General features: G+C 58.9%; 24 protein-coding genes and 1 other RNA gene. 18 read left to right on the top strand and 7 right to left on the bottom strand.

Annotation, left to right across the window (positions count from 1 at the left end; genetic code table 11):
* Positions 1-9: 9 nt before the first annotated feature.
* Entirely contained in the window at positions 10-852 is an 843-nt protein-coding gene (locus tag ACR0DX_RS07955) for a DUF2182 domain-containing protein (protein WP_170352451.1), read from the top strand.
* A gap of 65 nt (positions 853-917) precedes the next feature.
* Complete coding sequence (locus ACR0DX_RS07950) at positions 918-1,250, top strand: GYD domain-containing protein (RefSeq protein WP_170352450.1); 333 nt, start codon at positions 918-920, stop codon at positions 1,248-1,250.
* A gap of 9 nt (positions 1,251-1,259) precedes the next feature.
* Here the strand turns inward: ACR0DX_RS07950 and rnpB are convergent.
* The 5 genes from rnpB to gatC all read right to left on the bottom strand — a co-directional run bounded on the left by rnpB (position 1,260) and on the right by gatC (position 4,962).
* Positions 1,260-1,653: RNase P RNA component class A (gene rnpB, locus ACR0DX_RS07945), an RNA gene on the bottom strand.
* A gap of 132 nt (positions 1,654-1,785) precedes the next feature.
* Positions 1,786-2,487: an N-acetylmuramoyl-L-alanine amidase gene (locus tag ACR0DX_RS07940; RefSeq protein WP_170352449.1), complete on the bottom strand. Its 702-nt coding sequence runs from the start codon at positions 2,485-2,487 to the stop codon at positions 1,786-1,788.
* The gene (locus ACR0DX_RS07935; RefSeq protein WP_170352448.1) at positions 2,438-3,148 is read right to left on the bottom strand and encodes a hypothetical protein; all 711 of its coding nucleotides are present in this window, start codon (positions 3,146-3,148) and stop codon (positions 2,438-2,440) included. The genes ACR0DX_RS07940 and ACR0DX_RS07935 overlap by 50 nt, the downstream gene beginning before the upstream one ends.
* Before the next feature lie 35 nt (positions 3,149-3,183).
* Positions 3,184-4,671 carry an Asp-tRNA(Asn)/Glu-tRNA(Gln) amidotransferase subunit GatA gene (gene gatA / locus ACR0DX_RS07930; protein ID WP_170352447.1) on the bottom strand — a complete coding sequence of 496 codons (1,488 nt, stop codon included), beginning with the start codon at positions 4,669-4,671 and terminating at the stop codon, positions 3,184-3,186.
* A gap of 3 nt (positions 4,672-4,674) precedes the next feature.
* Complete coding sequence (gene gatC, locus ACR0DX_RS07925) at positions 4,675-4,962, bottom strand: Asp-tRNA(Asn)/Glu-tRNA(Gln) amidotransferase subunit GatC (protein WP_170325838.1); 288 nt, start codon at positions 4,960-4,962, stop codon at positions 4,675-4,677.
* A gap of 225 nt (positions 4,963-5,187) precedes the next feature.
* Here gatC and ACR0DX_RS07920 point away from each other — a divergent pair, with 225 nt between their 5' ends.
* A complete protein-coding gene (locus ACR0DX_RS07920) occupies positions 5,188-5,346 on the top strand; it encodes a hypothetical protein (RefSeq protein ID WP_170352446.1) in 159 nt (52 codons plus the stop codon).
* A gap of 125 nt (positions 5,347-5,471) precedes the next feature.
* Positions 5,472-6,035 (top strand): DUF4202 domain-containing protein, encoded by a 564-nt coding sequence (locus ACR0DX_RS07915; RefSeq protein WP_170352445.1) that lies wholly within the window; start codon positions 5,472-5,474, stop codon positions 6,033-6,035.
* On the opposite strand, the gene ACR0DX_RS07910 is transcribed toward ACR0DX_RS07915, so the two are convergent.
* A complete protein-coding gene (locus ACR0DX_RS07910) occupies positions 6,032-6,682 on the bottom strand; it encodes a ceramidase domain-containing protein (RefSeq protein ID WP_480845706.1) in 651 nt (216 codons plus the stop codon). The genes ACR0DX_RS07915 and ACR0DX_RS07910 overlap by 4 nt on opposite strands.
* 58 nt (positions 6,683-6,740) lie before the next feature.
* Here ACR0DX_RS07910 and ACR0DX_RS07905 point away from each other — a divergent pair, with 58 nt between their 5' ends.
* On the top strand, positions 6,741-7,433 hold the full coding sequence (locus ACR0DX_RS07905; RefSeq protein ID WP_170352443.1) for a metal-dependent hydrolase: 693 nt from the start codon (positions 6,741-6,743) through the stop codon (positions 7,431-7,433).
* Between the two features lie 7 nt (positions 7,434-7,440).
* The gene (locus tag ACR0DX_RS07900; RefSeq protein ID WP_170352442.1) at positions 7,441-8,418 is read left to right on the top strand and encodes an adenylate/guanylate cyclase domain-containing protein; all 978 of its coding nucleotides are present in this window, start codon (positions 7,441-7,443) and stop codon (positions 8,416-8,418) included.
* Between the two features lie 13 nt (positions 8,419-8,431).
* On the opposite strand, the gene ACR0DX_RS07895 is transcribed toward ACR0DX_RS07900, so the two are convergent.
* Positions 8,432-8,887 (bottom strand): nucleoside deaminase, encoded by a 456-nt coding sequence (locus ACR0DX_RS07895; RefSeq protein WP_170352441.1) that lies wholly within the window; start codon positions 8,885-8,887, stop codon positions 8,432-8,434.
* On the opposite strand from ACR0DX_RS07895, the gene ACR0DX_RS07890 reads away from it, so the two are divergent.
* From ACR0DX_RS07890 to ACR0DX_RS07835, 12 genes are all read left to right on the top strand, one after another.
* Positions 8,886-9,758 (top strand): pseudouridine synthase, encoded by an 873-nt coding sequence (locus ACR0DX_RS07890; protein WP_480845703.1) that lies wholly within the window; start codon positions 8,886-8,888, stop codon positions 9,756-9,758. The two genes, ACR0DX_RS07895 and ACR0DX_RS07890, sit on opposite strands and share 2 nt — an antisense overlap.
* Positions 9,759-9,933: 175 nt before the next feature.
* Complete coding sequence (locus ACR0DX_RS07885; RefSeq protein ID WP_170352439.1) at positions 9,934-10,848, top strand: 5-bromo-4-chloroindolyl phosphate hydrolysis family protein; 915 nt, start codon at positions 9,934-9,936, stop codon at positions 10,846-10,848.
* A 30-nt stretch (positions 10,849-10,878) separates the two neighbouring features.
* A complete protein-coding gene (locus ACR0DX_RS07880; protein ID WP_170352438.1) occupies positions 10,879-12,069 on the top strand; it encodes a toxic anion resistance protein in 1,191 nt (396 codons plus the stop codon).
* A gap of 4 nt (positions 12,070-12,073) precedes the next feature.
* Positions 12,074-13,030: a DUF2927 domain-containing protein gene (locus ACR0DX_RS07875; protein WP_170352437.1), complete on the top strand. Its 957-nt coding sequence runs from the start codon at positions 12,074-12,076 to the stop codon at positions 13,028-13,030.
* Between the two features lie 22 nt (positions 13,031-13,052).
* Positions 13,053-14,201, top strand: coding sequence for an SPFH domain-containing protein (locus ACR0DX_RS07870; RefSeq protein WP_170352436.1), 1,149 nt, complete (start codon positions 13,053-13,055; stop codon positions 14,199-14,201).
* A 3-nt stretch (positions 14,202-14,204) separates the two neighbouring features.
* Entirely contained in the window at positions 14,205-14,747 is a 543-nt protein-coding gene (locus tag ACR0DX_RS07865; RefSeq protein ID WP_170352435.1) for a hypothetical protein, read from the top strand.
* Complete coding sequence (locus tag ACR0DX_RS07860; protein ID WP_170352434.1) at positions 14,744-15,832, top strand: TFIIB-type zinc finger domain-containing protein; 1,089 nt, start codon at positions 14,744-14,746, stop codon at positions 15,830-15,832. Before ACR0DX_RS07865 ends, ACR0DX_RS07860 begins: the two co-directional genes overlap by 4 nt.
* 89 nt (positions 15,833-15,921) lie before the next feature.
* Positions 15,922-16,590 carry a nitroreductase gene (locus tag ACR0DX_RS07855; RefSeq protein WP_170352433.1) on the top strand — a complete coding sequence of 223 codons (669 nt, stop codon included), beginning with the start codon at positions 15,922-15,924 and terminating at the stop codon, positions 16,588-16,590.
* 15 nt (positions 16,591-16,605) lie between these two features.
* The gene (gene dtd, locus ACR0DX_RS07850; protein ID WP_170352432.1) at positions 16,606-17,043 is read left to right on the top strand and encodes a D-aminoacyl-tRNA deacylase; all 438 of its coding nucleotides are present in this window, start codon (positions 16,606-16,608) and stop codon (positions 17,041-17,043) included.
* Positions 17,043-18,146, top strand: coding sequence for a DUF4147 domain-containing protein (locus tag ACR0DX_RS07845; protein ID WP_480845698.1), 1,104 nt, complete (start codon positions 17,043-17,045; stop codon positions 18,144-18,146). Before dtd ends, ACR0DX_RS07845 begins: the two co-directional genes overlap by 1 nt.
* A 51-nt stretch (positions 18,147-18,197) precedes the next feature.
* The gene (locus ACR0DX_RS07840; protein WP_170724345.1) at positions 18,198-20,189 is read left to right on the top strand and encodes a CocE/NonD family hydrolase; all 1,992 of its coding nucleotides are present in this window, start codon (positions 18,198-18,200) and stop codon (positions 20,187-20,189) included.
* A gap of 125 nt (positions 20,190-20,314) precedes the next feature.
* The gene (locus tag ACR0DX_RS07835) at positions 20,315-21,901 is read left to right on the top strand and encodes an ABC transporter substrate-binding protein (protein WP_170352429.1); all 1,587 of its coding nucleotides are present in this window, start codon (positions 20,315-20,317) and stop codon (positions 21,899-21,901) included.
* Positions 21,902-21,913 lie beyond the last annotated feature (12 nt).

The following is a 21,913-nucleotide window of genomic DNA, read 5'->3' as shown; positions in this document are numbered from 1 at the left end:
GGTGCGATCATGACCTCTGAGAACGACCCGGCCTCGGCCGGAGCCATTGATCGTGTTTTACGCCATGACCGACTAATCGTGTTGCTGAGTGTCCTCGCGGTCGTCCTTGGCGCTGCGTGGTACACAACAGTTGGCATTGGTATGAACATGTCCGCAGTGGACATGACCCGCATGGCCGGACCGATCGGAGAGCCAATGACAATGGCAGGTCAAACGGCGTGGTCCCTGCCCTACGCCATCCTTATTTTTCTAATGTGGTGGGTGATGATGGTCGCCATGATGACACCCAGCGCTGCTCCTACCGTTTTGCTTTATACCGCGATCAAACGCATGGGGCCAGAAAAGGCCCGGTCCGCTGTCCTGAGCATGGTTTTTCTGAGCGGGTATCTGGTGACTTGGGCGGCCTTCAGCGCATTGGCAACAGGAGCGCAATGGGGGTTGGAACAAGCCGGGTTATCCGACGGGCCGATGATGACGATCCGATCCCGAACCTTTGCCGGGATTATTCTGTTGGCGGCCGGGCTCTATCAACTGTCCAGCCTGAAAACTGCATGCCTGCGTCATTGCCGCAACCCTGCGCATTTTTTGGCCGACCACAGCAGACCGGGTGCAGTTGGCGCCTTTCGTACCGGCGCACTGCATGGGGCGTATTGCCTTGGGTGCTGCTGGGCGCTGATGCTGCTGCTGTTTGTTGGCGGCGTTATGAACCTTTATTGGATTGTCGGGATCGCCGTGTATGTCGCGCTGGAAAAACTTATCCCGCATGCAAGATGGCTGGTTCCCCTGACCGGCATTGTCTTGATCGTATTCGGTGCTTGGTTGATCGCAGGGCTTTCGATTCCGGTGACGTGATCAAAATACTCGGCTTTCGGGGCCGGCCAACTTAAGGGTCCCCTTCATTTTTTCAGGAGGTAGACATGCCAATTTTCATTACATATGCCACTTATTCGCAGAACGGTGTCCGTGGGATGCTTAAGAAGCCGGCGGATCGGACGGGACCGGTGAAAGCTCTTTTAAAGAAAGTCGGAGGCAAGTTATTGGCTTTTTATGTGACAACTGGCGAAAACGACGTGGTTGTTATCAGCGAGGCACCGGACGGAACTGATGCGGTCGCCGTCGGCATGGCCGTCGCAGCCTCGGGCGCAGTTTCCAAGGTCGAGACTGTTCGCGCATGGAAGGCCAAGGATTTTGTCGCGATTCAGAAAAAAGCTGCCAAACTTGCCGGAGCCTATTCACCCCCGGGCAAGTGAGCGGGGAATATGCGCGGAGGGCCTGTAAGCCGGATCTTGTTCCGGAGTTACCCCCTTCGATGACCATTCCTCTAGGCCGTGCATTGCTGCGCGGCTCAAGCTGCCAACCCGGTCCCTCTGGGCCAAGACAGGCTTAGCGGCGGTATCGGCGGGCGCCGACCGGCCCGCGCGGGGACCCTATTTGGCATTGCTCCCGGTGGGGCTTGCCGTGCCACCGCTGTTGCCAGCGGCGCGGTGGGCTCTTACCCCACCGTTTCACCCTTACCACACGCGTGTGGCGGTCTGATTTCTGTGGCGCTTTCCGTCGGGTTACCCCGCCCGGGCATTACCCGGCACCGTTGTCTTGTGGAGTCCGGACTTTCCTCTCGGGCCTTGCGACCCCAGCGGCCATCCGGCCCTCCGCGCGTGGGCTGGTTAGGCTTTGGGCCAGGCGGCGTCAAGGGTGGATTGGTTGGTAGAAGGGGCCAGCCCCTTCTTGGCCTACGGCCAATTCAACCCCGAGGTGTTTTTGGCCAGATGAAGGACGGATCAGGTCCTAGGGGATAAGCGCGGCAAAATCGGCAGGGTGCAAGGGGCCTGTTGCACTTGGACGGTGACGCAGGCGCACAGTTGCCAGCAGCGTATCGTCGTCGGTTTGGGCAGTATAGCCTGCGGCGCGGGCAGCAGCGCGGAACGCGTCTTGTGTGAGGTTTTGTGGGCAATCGCCTGCGCCCGATTGGGCGGCAAGGGCTTGGTGTTCCAGCCGAGACCAAGGAAAGCGCGGGCCGGGGTCGATCTTGCGACCCGGAGCCATGTCGGAATGACCGAGCACGCCGGATGGCGGGATTTTCCAGCGCGACAAAATTGCGAGCAGAAGGGTTTCGAGTGTCACCAGTTGCGGCTCGGAAAAGGGGTGGTCGCCGCGATTGTCCAGCTCGATCCCGATCGAGCGCGAGTTGATGTCAGTTTGGCCGCGCCACTCACCTGCCCCGGCGTGCCAGGCACGGTCTTCTTCGCGCACCATCTGCCAGAGCGTGCCGCCACAACCGATCAGGTAGTGGGCGGACACCTCATATTGCGGGTCGCAGAGGCGATCCAACGCTGCCTGGGCGCTGTTCATTGCGGTATAGTGCAGAACGACCAGCGACGGCACCAACCCGTCCCTGCGTGAGCCGAAATTGGGGGAAGGGTGCCAGATCGGAGTCAGGTCAGTTGTTGACGGCACTGCGAAACGCGCTGGGGTTCCAGCCGCAGGCATACCCGTCTCCGTCTGGGTCCAACCCCTTACGGTCGCGCTGCGGGCCACCATTGGATAGGAACTCGATCTGTGCTTGATCCGCCGACGGGAATTTTGCGCAATTTCTTTGCGCCTTGGCCTGTAGGTTGAACCCTGCCCGACTATAGAGCTGCGTACCAACCGGATTTGAAGTGCTTAACGCGTATTGCACAATGTTGGGCTGTCCATCAGTGCCCCGCTGAGGGATCGCTGTTGGGGCAACCACCTCGTAGGTTTGACGATTCTGTTCGATCCGTGCCGCATCTGACTCGATGGATCGGCGGTCAGATACAGCCCCAAAATCCTGCTCATCCGAGATGGCGTTGTTGCTCGGAAGCTCTGTCGCAACCGGAGCGGTCAAAGGTGCACCAGAGGCAGAAGTACTAGCCAATGCCGCCGCAGTAGCAGAGGCCAGGTCTGCGTTGTCTCCCGATGGGGGCAGTGCTGTACCCGGCGCGCCAAGCGCCTGCTCTGACACGTCTACTGGGCCGACCAGAGGGTTGCCCGTGTAGCCTTGGCCAGCCAATTGGGCCTCACGCTGCGCCTGATAAGACGGTGTATTGAAGTCGGTCCCCTGGATTGGGGCCACCGTGTTGCAGGCGGCCACAAACCCGATTGCGGGGATCAGAAACGTAAATCGCATCCGGCTGCTCCGTGTTGTCTTGCCTGCGCACAGACCTACCACCATTTGCCCGGCTTGGCCACAAACCCGGCGGCGTTTTCCAGCGCGTAGGCCGTGTTGAGCAAATCACCCTCTTCCCAAGGACGTCCGATCAACTGCAGACCCAACGGCAGGCCCTGTGCGTCCAGACCTGCCGGGACAGAGACACCGGGCAGGCCAGCAAGGTTCACGGTGACGGTGAAGACGTCGTTCAGATACATCTGCACCGGATCGGCTTCGGTCATCTCACCCAGCCCAAACGACGCTGACGGGGTGGCGGGCGTCAGGATTGCGTCGACACCTGCGGCAAAGACGTCTTCGAAGTCTTTCTTGATCAGGGTACGTACGCGGCGGGCGCGGTTGTAGTAGGCGTCGTAGAAGCCCGCCGACAGCACATAGGTGCCGACCATCACGCGGCGCTGAACTTCGTGACCGAAGCCTTCAGCGCGAGTTTTCTCGTACATTTCGGTGATGCCATCGCCCTGCGCCAGCGTGGCGCGGCGGCCATAGCGGACGCCGTCATAGCGCGCCAGATTCGAGGACGCCTCGGCCGGGGCAATCACATAGTACGCAGGCAGCGCGTATTTGGTGTGCGGCAGCGAGATATCGACGATCTCGGCCCCAGCAGCTTTGAGCATCTCAGCGCCATCCGCCCAGAGCTTTTCGATCTCGGCCGGCATACCGTCCATACGGTATTCCTTAGGGATGCCGATTTTCTTGCCCTTGATGTCGCCGGTCAGCATCGCCTCAAAGTTCGGCACAGCCAATTCGGCGCTGGTGGAATCCTTGGGGTCATGGCCACACATGGTTTCCAGCATGATCGCCGCATCGCGCACGTTCTTGGTCATAGGACCGGCCTGATCCAGCGAGGACGCAAAGGCCACAATGCCCCAGCGAGAGCAACGGCCGTAGGTCGGCTTGATGCCGGTGATGCCGGTAAACGCGGCGGGCTGACGGATCGAACCGCCAGTGTCGGTGCCGGTTGCGGCCAGACACAGGTCAGCCGCCACAGCAGACGCCGAGCCTCCCGACGAGCCGCCAGGTGTCAGTTGCGCGTCGTCATTGCCGCGCCGCCACGGGCTGACCGCGTTTCCGTAAACCGAGGTTTCGTTGGACGAGCCCATGGCGAATTCGTCCATGTTCAACTTGCCCAGCATAACAGCCCCGGCGTCGGCCAATTGCTGAGACACGGTGGATTCGTATTCGGGCTTGAAGCCTTCCAGAATCTTCGAGGCGGCCTGCGAAGGCACGCCTTTGGTGCAGAACAGATCCTTGATGCCGATCGGCAGACCGCACATGGCAGGCGCATCGCCTTCCTTGATCCGGGCATCCGCCGTCTTGGCGCGTTCCAGCGCGATCTCGGGCGTCTTGTGGACAAAAGCGTTCAGCGCGTCAGCGTCATCAATCGCTTTCAAGCAGGCTTCGGTCAGCTCGACCGAGGTTACGTCACCCTTGCGCAGCGCGTCGCGGGCCTCGGCCAGGCCCAGTTTGTTCAGATCGCTCATGTCTTACTCCACCACTTTGGGGACTGCGAAAAAGCCCTCGCGCGCGTCGGGGGCGTTGGCCAGAACCTTGTCCTGCTGGTTTCCGTCGGTGACCACATCCTCGCGCCGTTTCAGGCGCATCGGCTCGACCGAGACCATGGGCTCGACACCTTCAACATCTACTTCGTTCAGTTGCTCGATGAACCCAAGGATGGTGTTGAATTCGGATGCCAGCGCGGGCAGCGCGTCATCCTCGACCTTGATCCGGGCCAGTTTGGCCACCTTGGCGGCGGTGCTTTGGTCAATCGACATCGGAAAACCTCATATGCGTTAGGTGGCGTTTACCTGTCTGCCGCCCCGGTCGCAAGAGCGGCAGGGGGCGGATTTACCCGCCTTTCGCCCCGGCGACCCAAGCCGACTGCAAATGAAGCATACCCGCCATGCAAAAAATAAACCGATTAGTTCACTTTGCCTCTTGAAAAACTAAACTGAACTGTTCACTTCATACTCACGGAAACGCACAATCGGAGTAAGACGATGAAAACGTTCATGACCGCCCTTGTACTGACCTCGACCCTTCTGGCAGCGCAGGCACAGGCATTCGGGCCGACCATGGGCAGCCTGACCCGCGACCTGACCTTCCCCGAAACGGTCTCGGAACCTGTCTCTCAAGATAAAACGAAGGTCGGTAAGTGATGTGACCCCCTTCGTCCGGGTCGGGTCCTCCTCTCCCCGACCCGGATTTTATACAATCGCCTGCTGCGCTTAATCTGACGACACGCTAGGATGGACACAAAGTCAGCCATTCGACGGAGCACAAGATGAACCCGCGCAAACAAGCAGTTCTGGACGCGATTGACGCGGCCAACGCACAAGACCCCAATCTGGAAGATGGCCAACCTGCCGCCCTGCTCTACGGTCAGCGCATGACCGCCGAGTTGGACCGGCTGTTTCCAAACGCCTCGGACCCACTGCAAATCGCGGCGCGCGGTCAGCATGTGGAACGTTGGAAGCTTGCGCGCAGTGAATACCCCGAAGGTCGTGCGGGCTATCTGGCATGGCGCAAAGCGCAAGCGGTTCATCACGCTGAAGTCGTCGCCGGGTTGATGGAGCTTAGTGAATATGGCGCCGGCGACATCGAAGCGGCTGAGCGAATGCTGCGCAAACAGGGCATCAAGCGCGACGACGAGGTTCAGGCGCTGGAAGATGTGATCTGTTTCGTGTTTCTAAAGTGGTATTTTGCACCCTTCGCCGCAAAGCACTCTGCCGAGAAAATCCAAAGCATCGTCGAAAAGACCGCCCGTAAGATGTCTGACGAGGGTCGCACGCGGGTATTGACGGAATTTGACCTACCCAAAGAGCTTGCCGCCGCTTTCGAAAACTAACGTAGACGTATCATGTACCTGCGATAGACCTCGATCATCCAGCCCAGCATGGTCGCATTCAGGATGTGCCACACGAAATGTGTACCCAACGGCAGATGGCCGCAGATCGGTTCATCCAGCGCCCGGAATGTAATTGAGGCGATCAGGATTATCGCGCCGATGGCCAGCCCTTTGGCCGTTTCCGGAACGCGCGTGCGCAACAAGAAAGCGTAGATCAGGATCAGCAACGGGACCGGCGCATAGGCCGCCGACCCGCCGAGACCCGGCACGAGTTGGAACACAGGTATGGTCGCGGCTGCATACGGGATAAACAACGCCGTAGCGATGGCGGCAAAAAGCGGCCGCATCTGCCAGACATCACGGTTGATCGCGAAAATGTAGACCAGAATATACAGCAGGATAGGCGCGACATCCGCCAGCGCCGCCCAGACCTGTGCATGTGTGTGGAACAGATAGCTGCCCACGCCGATCGCAGCCAGAATCGCCACCAGGGCTACGGCCAGCGGCATCCCCTGCCCCCGAACGCGCATCCACATAATCAACGCGGCAACCAGAAAGGCCGCGTTCGTGACCGCATTTATCGGCTCGGCCCAATAAGCGGGCGACAACCGTTCGCAATACCCGTCAATTTCCTGAAACCAGTCCATGAATTTTTACATAGCCGATGCTAGGTTGAAGCCAACAGACTGATTGGGAGGTTTTTTCATGAATATCATCTGGCTGGGTCACGGCAGCTTTCGCATCGAGACCGAAGGGCAAGTGTTGCTGATCGACCCGTGGCTGACCGGAAACCCGGTTTTGCCCGAAGACCAGCACGACGCAGCCCTTGAGGGGGCAACTCACATCCTGTTGACGCACACACATTTCGACCATGTCGCGGATGTTGTGTCACTGGCCAAGCACCTTAAGGTTCCAGTCGTCGGCCAATACGATTTGATGGGGTATTGGAGCGAATCCGAAGGGATCGAAACCGTGGGCTTCAACAAAGGTGGCACGGTAAACCTGAACGGCGTGATGGTGTCGATGGTTCCCGCGTCGCACAGCTCGACCTTCTCTACGCCCGATGGTTTGCGCACCGGTGGCAGCGAAGTTGGGTTCATGATCGCGGGTAATGGGCACATGCTATATGTGTCTGGGGATACTGACATAATGGCCGACATGGACTGGATGGGCGACTACTACAAACCCGATATCGGCATCCTGTCGGCGGGCGGGCATTTCACCATGGATATGAAGGGGGCTACATACGCTGCCAAGCGGTATTTCAATTTCAAAACCGTGATTCCATGCCACTACAAAACATTCCCGATCCTGGAACAATCCGCGCAAATGCTGATCGACAGGCTGCCCGGCGTAAATGTGATCGAGCCCGTGGTGATGCAGCCGATCAAACTATAGCGCACGAATGAGCCAAGGCATCGTTCCTTCTCCCGAATTGATCGCCGTTGTCAGACGGTGGAACGATGCCGTACGCCTCAAGGACCGCGCGACCTTGGTCAATATGCTCTCGTCTTCTGAGCATCTGCGGTATCAAGGATCAGCGGAAAACGAAGAGTGGTCGGGGCAAGTTTTCCGCCGAGGGTTTGCCGATCACACGAAAGAAATCCCCGACTTTGAGTGGGATGAACACTCCCTGGAAGCGTTTGAATGCGGCAACGCGGGCTGGGCGCATTGCACCGCGACATTGACCTTTGCCTCGAATGGAAAGTCTGCATTTCACCGGTTTACATTTGTTTTGCATCTTGAGGACGGCGTTTGGAAAGTCGTGCAGGCGCATGTGTCCAATCCCACCTCGAACATGGAAAAAATCGGGATCGAGCACACTGCGCTGAACGCCCTGATCGACGCAGCGCGTCACGAATTTCATCATGACCAGACCGAAGGCACCGCTTCGGTCATGTTTACTGACATCGCGAATTCGTCGGTGATCACCCGGCGATTGGGTGATCGCAGATGGGCAGAGGTTATTGCGGACCATTTTGCCCTGACCTCGCAGATGATCGAGGCGAATCGCGGCCGGATGATCAAATCGCTTGGAGACGGAACCATGTCGATTTTCGCCTCTCCTCAAAACGCGTTAAGGGCGGCGATCGAAATCCAGAGCCGAAACGCGGCAGCAGCTTCCGACGCCCCATTTGGGCTGCGGATCGGCATTCACACCGGAGATGTCATACAGCGGAACGAGGATTTTTTCGGATCGGTCGTCAACAAGGCAGCCCGCGTCACCGATATCAGCGGGCCAAACGAAATTCACGTCACTGACGTAACGCGCCTTTTGGTCGGGGCAGAGGATAACTTAGTATTCAGACCACCTGCGTCAGTTTCGCTGAAAGGATTCGGCGGGCAGCAAGTTGTCTATCAACTGGATTGGTCTGCGAATTGAAGTAAAGATCAAGTTATTTTTGCTCTCTTTTTTCAGCAAAAAACCGGCGCAACAGATCTTCACACTCGGCCGCAGCAATACCGTCGAATACTTCGGGCTTGTGATGCGCTTGTGGATGCGAAAACACCCGCGCGCCATGCGCCACGCCGCCCGATTTGGGATCGGCTGCACCATAATACACCCGACGTATACGCGCAGCAGACAAGGCCGCAGCACACATCGCGCAGGGCTCCAACGTGACGTACAAGTCATGCTCGGGCAGACGTTCGGACCCAGCCCCGGCACAGGCTACGCGCAAAGCGAGTATCTCGGCATGTGCAGTCGGGTCATTCAGTTCTCGTGTTCGGTTTCCCGTTGCTGCAACCACCCGGCCACCCTGCACAATGACGGCGCCCACGGGAACCTCGCCGCGTTCGGCCGCCGCGCGCGCCTGATCTATCGCGATATTCATGTAAGACCTGAATGCCATGCCCCTGACTGCATCAGAAACCTGTCTTTCGCAAGGCGGCGGGATGCGCTATGGGCTGCGGATGACACAAACCCCTCCTCCCGGCGACCGGATCGCCAAAGTGCTTGCCCGCGCGGGTGTCGCCTCGCGCCGTGAAGCCGAACGCATGATCGAAGCTGGCCGCGTGACCGTAAATGGCAAGGCCATCACCAGCCCCGCCCTGAACGTCACCGGCAAAGACAGTATCACCGTTGACGGCAAGCCGGTGTCCGAGCCCGAACCCTCGCGCCTTTGGCTGTATCACAAGCCCCCTGGTCTGGTGACGACGACGCGGGACGAAAAGGGCCGCGCGACGATCTTCGACAACCTGCCCGAGGACATGCCCCGAGTCATGAGCGTCGGGCGGTTGGACCTAAATTCCGAAGGGTTGCTGCTGTTAACCAATGATGGCGGCATCAAGCGCAAGCTGGAGCTGCCCTCGACCGGATGGCTGCGCAAATACCGCGTGCGGGTGAATGGCCGCCCCAAGGACGAGGATTTTGCCCCCTTGCGCAAAGGTCTGGTCATTGAAGGTGAGCGGTTTTTACCCATGGACGTCTCGCTGGACCGTCAACAGGGCGCGAACGCATGGCTGACCATCGGCTTGCGCGAAGGCAAGAACCGCGAAATTCGCCGCGCGATGGAGGATATCGGTTACGCCGTGAATCGCCTGCTTCGCGTATCCTATGGGCCGTTTCAACTGGGCAGCTTGAAGCCCGGCGAGGTCGAAGAAATTCGTCGCCGCGTGATGCGCGACCAATTGGGTTTGGACGCGGCCCCGGAAACGCAAGCCAAACCCAAGGCTCGACCGCAAAGAAAACGGGCACCGATCGGCAAGAAATCTCGCAAGTGACGCGGGTTAGGCAACCTTCCCCCTAGCGTACACGCCCCTCATGCCCTAAATTTTATGTGAGGATCGTCTTTTGGGGGCATCATGTCCGGAACCGGAGTGCAGAAACTGGCCTACGCGGCCCTGGTGGTGCTGTTGTTTGGCGTGTGCACCGGCCTTCTGGGGGGCTTGTAGACGCATGGCCAAACGCTATGGCGGAAAATATAGCCCACACGGTGAAGCCGACCCGACCGAACAGCCGTCGCGAGGTCAGTTCGACGGCGCCCGGGTAGAACCTGCAGGTGCCCGCGCCAACATTCTGTTCATCCCTCCCATACCATTGGTGTTTCTGTCGCTGAACGATGGCGCACTTGGCATGACCATTGGCCTGATTGCAGCGGCGCTGCTAACCGGCGCGGCGTTTCTTCTGCGCGAGGGTCTGCGCGCCGAAGCGGCTTATAACGCCCGTCGAACGGCGCGACGGCCCGCTATTCCGCGCAAGATCTTTGCCAGTGTTCTCACGGGGCTTGGCACGGCGTTGGCGTCTTACAGAGTGGAATTTCTGGACGCAGCAGCGGCGTCAGACGCCGGTATCATCGCGCCTGTTCTGTTTGGTCTCGCTGCCGCGGCGCTGCATTCCGTGTCTTTCGGACTGGATCCGATGAAAGACAAGGGAATGGAGGGCATCGACACCTTTCAACAGGACCGCGTGGCCCGCGTGATCGAAGATGCCGAGACCCATCTGGCCGAGATGACGGATGCAATCAAACGCGCAGGCGACCGACAGATCGAGGCCCGCGTTGAACGATTTCAGGACACTGCGCGCGAGTTATTTCGTACGGTCGAAGAGGACCCGCGCGATCTCGCGGGTGCGCGCAAATACCTGACCGTCTATCTGCAAGGTGCACGTGATGCGACCGTCAAATTCTCGGATGTCTATGCCCGCACGCGGGACGCACAAGCCCTTGCCGGTTACTCGGAATTGCTAGACGATTTGGAGCAGAATTTCGCGGCTCGAACCCGCAAGATGCTATTGGATGACCGCAGTGATCTGACGGTTGAAATTGACGTGTTGCGCGAACGGTTGCAGCGCGAAGGCGTCCGGTTGGACTGACCGGCCACTATTGCAAGAGAGGATTTCCCCATGTCCGACGAAATCAAGAATAAGGCGGTCGAAGCCGAGACGATGGTGCAGGAAGTTACTGCAGTTGCCCTTCCCGACCCCACCGCCGAGGTCATCTCGCTGGAGGATGCCGACGAGCCTGTCAGTGCCGAAATTCGCAAGCGGATGGAAGAGATCGACATGGACAACACCAACTCGATCGTCGCGTTCGGATCTTCGGCGCAAGCCGAACTGCAGGAAATAAGCCAAGCCATGTTGGCCGACGTACGCAACAAGGATGTTGGACCAGCCGGAGACAGCCTGCGCAACATCGTGACCACCATTCGCGGTTTCTCGGTCAGCGAGCTGGACGTACGGCGCGAACGAAGCTGGTGGGAAAAACTAATGGGCCGCGCGGCGCCATTTGCCAAGTTCACCGCGCAATACGAACAAGTACAGGGCCAGATAGACCGCATTACTGACGATTTGTTGGCGCATGAGCATACGCTGCTGAAAGACATCAAATCGCTGGATATGCTCTATGAAAAGACGCTGGGTTTTTACGATGAGCTGGCGCTGTATATCGCGGCGGGTGAGGAAAAGCTGACCGAACTGGACAGCCACGATATTCCCGAAAAAGAGGCCGCCGTTCAGGCCGCCCCCGAAGATGATCAGGTCATGAAAGCGCAGGAATTGCGCGACCTGCGCGCCGCGCGGGATGATTTGGAACGCCGCGTGCATGACCTGAAACTGACCCGACAGGTGACGATGCAGTCGCTGCCCTCAATCCGCTTGGTACAGGAAAACGACAAGTCGCTGGTGACCAAGATCAATTCGACATTGGTGAACACCGTACCGCTGTGGGAAACCCAACTGGCGCAGGCGGTTACTATCCAGCGCAGTGCCGAGGCTGCCTCGGCCGTTCGTGAGGCCAACGACCTGACGAATGAGTTGCTGACCTCGAACGCGGCCAATCTGCGGCAGTCGAACAAGATGATCCGCGAAGAGATGGAGCGCGGCGTGTTCGACATCGAAGCTGTAAAACAGGCCAATGCTGATCTGATCGGAACGATCAATGAAAGCCTTGCTATTGCCGATGAGGGCAAAGCCAAACGTGCGGCCGCCGAAGAAGAGCTTCAGAAGATGGAGGCCGAGCTGCGCGACACGCTGGCCGCTGCCAAGGCCCGCAAGGACGGCATCGGCGACAATTCCGGCACCGCTGTTCCGGACTGATACGGTGGCAGGACTAAGGACACTCAGATATGCGTTGGGGTGCGTTGCGCTTTGGGCCTTGGCCAGTTGCGACGAAACCCTGACCGCGTCTGCAGTGCCTGAACCCCGCCCTGCGCCGGCAACGCCCGCGCCCAACGCATATGTCGCGCCCTCGGCCGCCAGTCAGGATCTTGCGCGGTTTTACCAGCGGGTCGAGCGCGATCTGGTCACGCGCGGCCTGCTGCGCACAGATGGCGGGGGGCCAGATACGCCCTACGACGCCAGCGACCTTGAGCGCAATTTCGACGTGATTGCGTTTTACAACGAGTATCCCGACCACGCCGTCACCGCGACGACGTACAGCACCGAGGGGCAACTCAGCCGCTGGACCACCCCGGTTCGTGTCCAAATTGAGTTTGCGCCCACCGTGGAACCACAGTTGCGCGAACAGGATACCGCTCAGGTCAACGCCTACACCGAAAGGTTAGCGAGACTTACCAGCCACCCGATTTCTGTCGTCACAAGAAAACCGAATTTTCATGTCTTTTTTGCAGGCAAAGACGACAGCGCATACGTGGTGTCACGCCTCAAGGAGCTCGCGCCGGGGATCAGCCAACCGGTCATTGAACTGGTCGCAAACCCTCGGGCCAATATTGATTGCTTTGTAATTGCGTCCCCCACTAACCGGGCGCCGAACCAGTTCGTGCGGGCCGTGGTACTCATCCGAACGGAATTGCCGGACCTGCTGCGCCGCAGTTGCATCCATGAAGAAATGGCGCAGGGTCTTGGCCTGTCCAACGACAGTCCGGCCGCACGGCCTTCGATCTTTAACGACGATGACGAGTTTGCTCTGCTGACCAGCCATGACGAGAAACTGCTTTCAATGCTTTACGATCCGCGCCTGCAACCGGGCGTGACGGCACAGGATGCCCGCCCCGTGGTGCGGATACTGGCACGTGAATTGATGGGCCAGCCGCTATAGGCCCAAGGATAAGGAGGCCCCAATGGGTATTTTCGATTTTCTGACCGGAGAATTCATCGACGTCATTCACTGGGTCGACGACACCCGTGACACAATGGTCTGGCGGTTCGAGCGCGAAGGCCATGCGATCAAATACGGTGCCAAGCTGACCGTGCGCGAAGGTCAGGCCGCCGTTTTTGTGCATGAAGGGCAACTGGCGGATGTGTTCACGCCGGGCCTTTATATGCTTGAAACCAACAACATGCCGATCCTGACGACCCTGCAGCATTGGGATCACGGTTTTCAGTCTCCGTTCAAATCCGAGGTCTATTTCGTCAACACGACCCGGTTCAACGATCTGAAATGGGGCACCAAGAACCCGATCATGCTGCGCGATCCCGAATTTGGGCCAACCCGCATTCGGGCCTTTGGCACCTATACGGTGCGGGTGAAGGACGCCGCGAAGTTTCTGGTCGAGATCGTCGGCACCGATGGCGAATTCACCATGGATGAGATCAGCTTTCAGATCCGCAACATCATTGTGCAGGAATTCAGCCGCGTGATTGCGGGATCGGGCATTCCGGTTCTGGACATGGCGGCCAACACCGCCGATCTAGGCAAACTGATCGCGGCTGAGGTCTCGCCCGTGCTGGATGGGTACGGGTTGGAGATGCCTGAGTTTTACATCGAAAACATCTCATTGCCGCCGGCGGTCGAAGCGGCGCTGGATAAGCGCACATCTATGGGTCTGGCCGGTGATTTGGGCAAGTTCACCCAGTATTCTGCAGCCGAGGCGATGACCGCAGCCGCCAACAACCCCGGTCAGGGCGGTGGCATGGGCGCCGGTCTTGGTATGGGCATGGGAATGGCGATGGCGCAGCAGATGGCGAACATGGCAGCGGGTCAACCGAGCGGCCCGTGGGGCAGCTCCGCCCCCGCTGCCCCGCAAACAGTTGCACATGCGGCACCGCCGCCCCCGCCTCCGGTTGAGCATGTTTGGCATATCGCCGTCGACGGGCAGACCAGCGGGCCGTTTTCCAAGGCCAAGATGGGCCGAATGGCCACTGACGGAGAGCTAACCCGTGACACCCATGTCTGGACCGCCGGTCAGGACGGCTGGAAAAAGGCGGGCGAGGTGCAGGAACTGGCACAGCTGTTCACCATCCTGCCGCCACCGCCGCCGGGGGCGTAATCGGTGGCCGACGTCAAGGCGGAGTCTCCGTATTCTCAGCGCGATCTGGGATGTGCGGTGAAACTGTCTGCGCTGTTGGGCTGGGTGGGCGTTATCGGCGTACCGTTGTTTGCCAGCCTGAGCCGTGAAGCTCTGGACGTGGACTCTGTGTTCCTTGTGTTTTGGTACGCGTTGTTTGGCCTGCCAATATCGTTTTTTATTTGCTGGCTGTTGGTCAAACCCTTTCTGCGCTTCATGATGCGCCGCCGGATCAATTATATACGTGCGGCCATTTGGGGCGCAGGGATTGCGGTAAACCTCATCGCCATTCGACTGACCTTCAGGTTCTTCAGAAGCTGGCTAATGTCGCAGGATCCTAAAAGCACATCCAGCTATGGCGACGGGACTGACACCATCTCGATCAACGGTGTCTACACCGACTATGGTTGGTGGGTATTTGCAAAGAACTCTCTGAATTTCGTCGCAATCTGCATCCTCTCGGCCTTGGTTGTTCGTTTGATAATTGGCCCCGGGAGCAGCGCCACGAACACAGAGGCCAAGCTATGACAGAAGAACACCGTTTCCCCTGTGACCAATGCGGCGCGGATTACCGTTTCAACCCGGGCGATGGCACTTTGACCTGCGACCATTGCGGCCATTCGGAACCCATCGGCGCAGGTCCGTGGGGCGGGGCCAGCCTGAAAGAGCTGGATTTCGACACCGCCATCGCCGACCGGCTGCCCGATACCGAGATCGAGGAAACGCGCGTTCTTTCTTGTCCCAATTGTGCGGCCCAGGTCGAATTCGACCCAGCCACCCATGCCGCAGAATGCCCATTCTGCGCCACGCCCGTGGTGACGGATACCGGAGTCAACCGGCACATCAAGCCGCGCGGCGTGCTGCCTTTTGCGCTGGATGAGCGGGCTGCGCATAAGGCGATGGGCGATTGGTTGGGCCGGCTGTGGTTTGCGCCTAACGGGCTCAAGGACTATGCCCGCAAGGGCCGGAAAATGCAGGGTATCTATGTGCCCTACTGGACCTTTGATGCCAACACCCAGTCCAGCTACCGAGGTGAGCGCGGCACGGTCTATTACGAAACCCGCACTGTCATGCGCGATGGCAAGCGGGTGCAACAGCAGGTTCCCAAAGTGCGATGGTCGCCCAAATCCGGGCGGGTGGCGCGTTTCTTTGACGATGTGCTGGTGCTGGCCTCTCGGTCCTTACCCAAAACCTATACCGACGCGTTGGAGCCTTGGGATCTGCCTGCGCTGGAACCCTATCAGCCCGAATATCTGGCCGGGTTCCGGGCCGAGGCGTACTCGGTCGAGCTGAAGGAAGGTTATACCGAGGCGCGCGGCCATATGGCCCGCGTGATCGAGCGGGACGTGCGCTTTGATATAGGCGGCGACCGTCAGCGCATACACGCGATTGATACCGATGTGCGGAATGTCACCTTCAAACACATCCTGTTGCCCGTCTGGATGGCGGCCTACAAGTATCGCGGCCAGACCTATCGGTTCGTGGTGAATGGCCGCACGGGACGGGTACAGGGCGAACGCCCCTGGTCTGCTATCAAGATCACCATCGCCGTTGCGCTTGGTTTGCTGTTTGCCGCGGGGGTTGGCTATCTGATCGCGACCGGTCAGCAATAGACAGACACACTACCCGCCGGATAACTGCTTGAACATCCTTTGGTCAGACGCCATCCTGCGCGTCGTCAACGCCGAGGGGAGAGGCCAGTGTGACGCTATCCGAATTGAACAAATTGCTGGACGAGCGCCATTCCTGTCGCGCTTTTCGCCCTGATCCGATTCCGAAAGACCAGATCGAGCAAATACTGACAAGCGCGGCACGTGTGCCAAGTTGGTGCAACGCACAGCCATGGGATGTTATCGTTACCAGCGGTGCCCAAACCGATACCTTCCGAAAAACGCTACAAGAAGAGGCGACCACTGGCGCGCCTGCGCCTGATCTGCCCTTTCCGACGTCATATTCTGGCGTTTACAAGGACCGTCGCCGCGAATGTGGCTGGGCTTTATACGAAGCGGTGGGTGTTGAACGCGGAGACCGATCCGCCTCCGCAAAACAGATGATGCAGAACTTTACCCTTTTCGGTGCGCCTCATTGCGCGATTGTGTCCAGCCCAGCCGAGCTGGGCCCATATGGTGCAATGGATTGTGGCGGTTTTATCACCGCTTTTACGCTGGCGGCGCAGGCTGTGGGCGTGGCGACCATCCCGCAGGCAGCCGTGGCCAGCTACGGCCCATTCCTGCACCGGTTTTTCAACATCCCTGACGACCGGCTGATCCTTTGCGCAATTTCCTTCGGCTATGCGGATTCAGAGCATCCGGCAAATGGATTTCGTACAACACGCGCTGCACCAAGTGAATTTATCACCTGGGCCGATTAACTAAAGGAGCAGCACTTGCGGGCCGTTTTACAAAGAGTTTCCAAAGCCAAGGTCAGCGTAGATGGTGTTGTCGTTGGGCGGACCGGTCCCGGCCTGATGATTCTGGTTTGTGCCATGCAGGGCGATGACTTGGTTAAAGCAGAGCAGTTGGCGACCAAAATCGCAAAACTGCGAATTTTCAAGGACGACGCCGGCAAGATGAATCGGTCGGTTCAGGATATTGGGGGCTCGGCGCTTGTGATCAGCCAGTTCACGCTGGCGGCAGATACGACACGGGGAAACCGGCCAGGTTTCTCAGAAGCTGCCCCGCCTGAGATTGGCAAGCACCTGTACGAAGAATTCGCGCGCTTTCTGTACGCGCAAGGCATATCTGTCGAAACCGGGCAATTCGGTGCGGATATGGCCGTGGAACTGGTAAATGACGGGCCGGTCACAATCTGGGTGGAGAACTGATGAAGCAAACGCAAAAGGCAATACGCATCTGGCAAGCAGGCGTGGATGCCGTTGGCGGCCACGCCGCAACGCAGACAGCCCTTGGTGATATCCCAGCGCCCGACCAAATTCTGGCAGTGGGAAAACCTGCAGCGGCAATGGCCCTCGCCGCGCTTGAGCATTTCGGCCCGGTGCCAACCCTTGTCGTCACCAAGGACGATCACGGACGGGGCCTGCCTGATCATGTAACGGTGATCGAGGCGTCTCATCCTGTTCCTGACGCGCGCAGTCTGGACGGTGGGCGTGCGCTGCGACAAACCGTGGAAGGAATGGGAGCTTCGTCGCACCTGCTACTGCTCGTGTCAGGCGGCGCATCATCGCTGGCGGAAGATCTGGTACCGGGCCAGACGCTGGATGATCTTGAGCGATTGAACAAACGGCTTTTGTCCCAAGGGCTTGATATCACTGCGATGAATGTCGAACGTCGCAAGATATCCCGGATCAAGGGGGCCGGATTGCTGTCCCATTTCAAAGGACGCAAAGCAACGGTTCTGGCGATCTCGGATGTGCCTGGGGATGATCTGAGTGTCATCGGCTCGGGGATTGGAGCGCTCCCCGACGCCCGTGATTTCGAAGCATCGGCACAGATTGTGGCCTCAAACGCCCACGCCCGTGCGGCCGCTGTCCGACAGGCCGAAATCGAAGGCGCAGCGGTATTTGCCGATGAAGAAGCTTTGCACGACGATTTTCTTGCCGTGGCAGCGACCCTCGGCCCACGCCTGCGCGACATGCCAAAGGGAGTTATGATCTTTGGAGGCGAACCGACGGTTGTTCTGCCGGACGATCCGGGACGCGGCGGGCGCAATCAGGCGCTGGCGCTGGCATTGGCCAAGGAAATCGCTGGCGTCGAAGGGCTGACGGTGGTCGTAGGCGGCACTGACGGCACCGACGGTCCGACGCAGGCGGCAGGCGGTATTGTCGATGGAACCACTTGGGCAGACGGCGCAGAGCAAGCGCTTCAGAATGCCGACAGCGGCAGTTACCTTGAGCGTGCAGATGCTTTGTTGGTGACCGGCCCCACCGGAACAAACGTGATGGATCTGCTTGTCGCAATTCGCTCTTGAATTGACGATTTTTATCTCACCCGAAACGCACAAGACCACGAGACTGATCCGATGACTCATCCCTCCAATGCGCTGCGCGAGATCGAAGACCTGCCAGATATCGGTATTCACATGCCAGATGGGTGCCGCCTGTCTGCCCGCCTTTGGCGACCGGTGGATGCGCAGGACGATCCTGTCCCTGCCATTCTGGAGTTCCTGCCCTACCGCAAACGCGACGGCACCGCGACGCGCGATGCCCTGACACATCCTTGGTTCGCTAAGCGCGGTTACGCCTGCATCCGGGTCGATATGCGCGGAAATGGCGACAGCGAAGGGCTGATGGAGGACGAGTACACCCAACAAGAGTTGGACGACGCCGTCTCGACGATCCGGTGGCTGGCCGACCAACCCTGGTGCACGGGTCAAGTTGGGATGATGGGGATCAGCTGGGGCGGTTTCAATTCGTTGCAGGTCGCTGCAATGCAGCCCGAGGCCCTAAAGGCGATCATCACCCTCTGCTCAACCGCAGACCGCTATGCCGACGACATCCACTACAAGGGCGGTTGCCTGCTGAACGAAAACCTCGGCTGGGGGGCAACAATGTGGTCGTATTCGTCACGCGCTCCTGATCCGGCACTGCGCCCGAACTGGCGCGAACTATGGCTGGATCGACTGGAAAATGAACCATTCCTGCCGTCGGTCTGGCTGCGGCATCAGACTCGGGATGCCTATTGGCAGCACGGCTCGGTCTGCGAGGATTTCGGTGCTATCCGGGCCGCAACCCTCGCTGTCGGAGGATGGGGTGACGCCTATAAAAACACTGTTCCTCTGCTGGTCGAACAACTTGACGCCCCAGCCAAAGGGATCGTGGGACCATGGGTGCACAAGTATCCGCATTTCGCGATCCCCGAGCCCCGGATTGGCTTCCTGCAAGAGGCGCTGCGCTGGTGGGACCACTGGTTAAAAGGCCGAAATACCGGAGTGGACCAGGACCCGGATTACCGTGCCTATCTTATGGACGGCGTTCGCCCGCAACGTTGGTACACCGAACGTCCCGGCCGCTGGATCGCTGAAGAAAAGGGCGCGACCACGCACTTGCCTGTTCAGACGTTGGCGCTGACCGAGGACGGGTTGGGCGCGTCAGGCGCGTTGGACGCTCGCATCCGGTCGCCGCACACCTGCGGGATGGAAGGCGGCGAGTATTGCGCCATCTGGCTCGGCCCGGACATGCCCGGTGATCAGCGGAGGGACGACGCGTTGTCTGCTTGTTTCGACGGCGCAGTACTGTCCGATGATTTGGATATCGTTGGCGCACCTCGACTACGGCTTCGCGTCAGCGCCGACAAACCACAAGCACAGATTGCCGTGCGTCTGAACCACGTGCACCCCGACGGTGCGTCGACGCGTATCACCTATGGGGTCCTTAATCTGTCACACCGAGACAGCCACGCGACCCCGTCGGCCCTGACACCCAACGCACCCTTCGAGATAGAATTAGACCTCGACCATATCGCGTACCGCGTTCCCAAAGGGCATCATTTGCGTGTCGCAATCTCAAGCACTTACTGGCCGCTGATCTGGCCCTCGCCCGAGGCGACCGAGCTTCATATGACCAAGGGTGAGATCGATATCCCTCTTCGCCCGTCATCCGGGGACGAATGGGTGTTCGAACCCGCCGATTCTGAAACCCCTCGCGATGTCGACACTCTGCGTGCAGACAGCAACAAACGCCGTGTAGAAACAGACATGAACACGGGCGAAACGCACTTGATCATCGAAGATGATTTTGGGTTGATCACAGATAAACACCACGGTCTGACACACGGGGGCACGGCCACCGAAAAATGGTCTATTCACCCCGAAGATCCGCTTTCAGCGCGCGGTCAATGTGTTTGGACACAGGAAATGCGCCGGGATGACATTCACCTGCGCACCGTGACCACTTGTGAAATGTGGTCGGATATCAATACCTTTTACCTGAAAGCCAAACTGACCGCCTATGAGGGCGAGACAGAGGTATTTTCAAAGGAAACGGAGGATTCGATCCCGCGCGAGCAGATGTGACTCAGTGCGATGCAAATGTATGACAATAAAACTTGCCCGGTGGGCAAAAATCAGCCAACTTTGACTCATGCGTCAATAAAAAGCCCGCGCAAGGGCTGGAATCCAATCAACTGGGAGATCTTTGGATGAACGAACAACTCACTCACATGACCAAACAGGTCACAGCCGGGAAACTGACCCGCCGCGAATTTATGGGAAAAGCGGCAGCATTGGGTGTTTCGGCAGCGATGGCCAGCACCATGTTTGCAGATGCAGCTCGCGCAGCGGGACCAAAAAAGGGCGGCGATCTTAAGCTGGGCCTTCAGGGCGGCGAATCCACCAACTCGCTTGACCCGGCAACCTATGCCAGCTCGGTTCCGTTCGCGAACGGCAAGCAGTTCGGTGACACGCTGGTCGAGGTCGCGCCCGATGGCTCGATCGAGCCACGCGTCGCCGAAAGCGTTGAAGGCAGCGCGGACGCTAAGGTTTGGACTTTCAAATTGCGCCAAGGCGTGGAATTCCACAATGGCAAGACCATGACCAGCGAAGACGTGCTGAAAACCATGGAGCGCCATTCGAACGAAGACTCCAAGTCCGGTGCTCTGGGCATCATGAAGGGCATCGAGTCCATGAAGGCCGATGGCGAGTATTTCCAGGTCACACTGACCGAAGCGAATGCCGACCTTCCCTATTTGCTGGCCGACTACCACCTGATCATCCAGCCAGACGGCGGCATGGACAACCCCGGCGCCGGTATCGGCACCGGCCCCTACCAACTGGAGGTCGACGAGCCCGGCGTACGCCATGTGTTCAAGAAATTTGCCAACCACTGGAACAGTGATTTTGGCAACTTCGACAGCGTCGAAGTGGTTGTAATCAACGACGCAACCGCCCGTACAGCCGCATTGCAGTCGGGCCAGGTTCACGCGATCAACCGGGTCGAGCCCAAAGTGGCAGACCTGCTGGGCCGCGCACCCAACCTGACAGTGCATTCAACAGCTGGTCGTGGGCACTATGTGTTCATCATGCATTGCGACACCGCACCGTTCGACAACAACGAACTGCGTCTGGCACTGAAATATGCAATCAACCGTCAGGAACTGGTCGACAAGGTTCTTCGTGGTTATGGCTCGATCGGGAACGACATGCCGATCAACGCGGCATATCCTCTGTTCGATGGCTCGATCCCACAGCGTGAATTCAGCATCGAAAAAGCCGCCGAGCACTATAAGAAGTCCGGCCATGACGGATCGCCCATCATCTTGCGCGTCGCAGATGGTGCATTCCCGGGTGCCGTGGATGCCGCCGCTCTGTTCCAGCAGACCGCCGCTCAGGCCGGTATCCCGCTGGAAATCAAGCGTGAGCCCAACGATGGCTACTGGTCCGAAGTATGGAACGTTCAGCCCTTCTGCGCCTCGTATTGGGGTGGCCGTCCGGTTCAGGATCAGATGTACGCGACCGCGTATCTGTCGACCGCTGACTGGAACGACACGCGGTTCAAGGTTGCCAGCTTTGACGAAATGTTGTTCCAAGCCCGTGCCGAGCTGGACAATGACAAGCGCAAGAACATCTACAGCCAGATGGGCCAGATGGTCCGCGACGAAGGCGGCCTGATCTGCCCGATGTTCAACGACTTTGTCGAAGGCGTCAGCAACCAGCTGGAAGGTTGGGAGACCGACCCGACCCAAGAGCTGATGAACGGTCAGATGTCTCGTAAGATGTGGTTCGTCTGATACGGATCACGG

The organism is Ruegeria sp. D3, from assembly GCF_056534465.1.
Note: the sequence above shows the minus strand (reverse complement) of the source record. Positions and strands in the feature narration are given on the sequence as shown.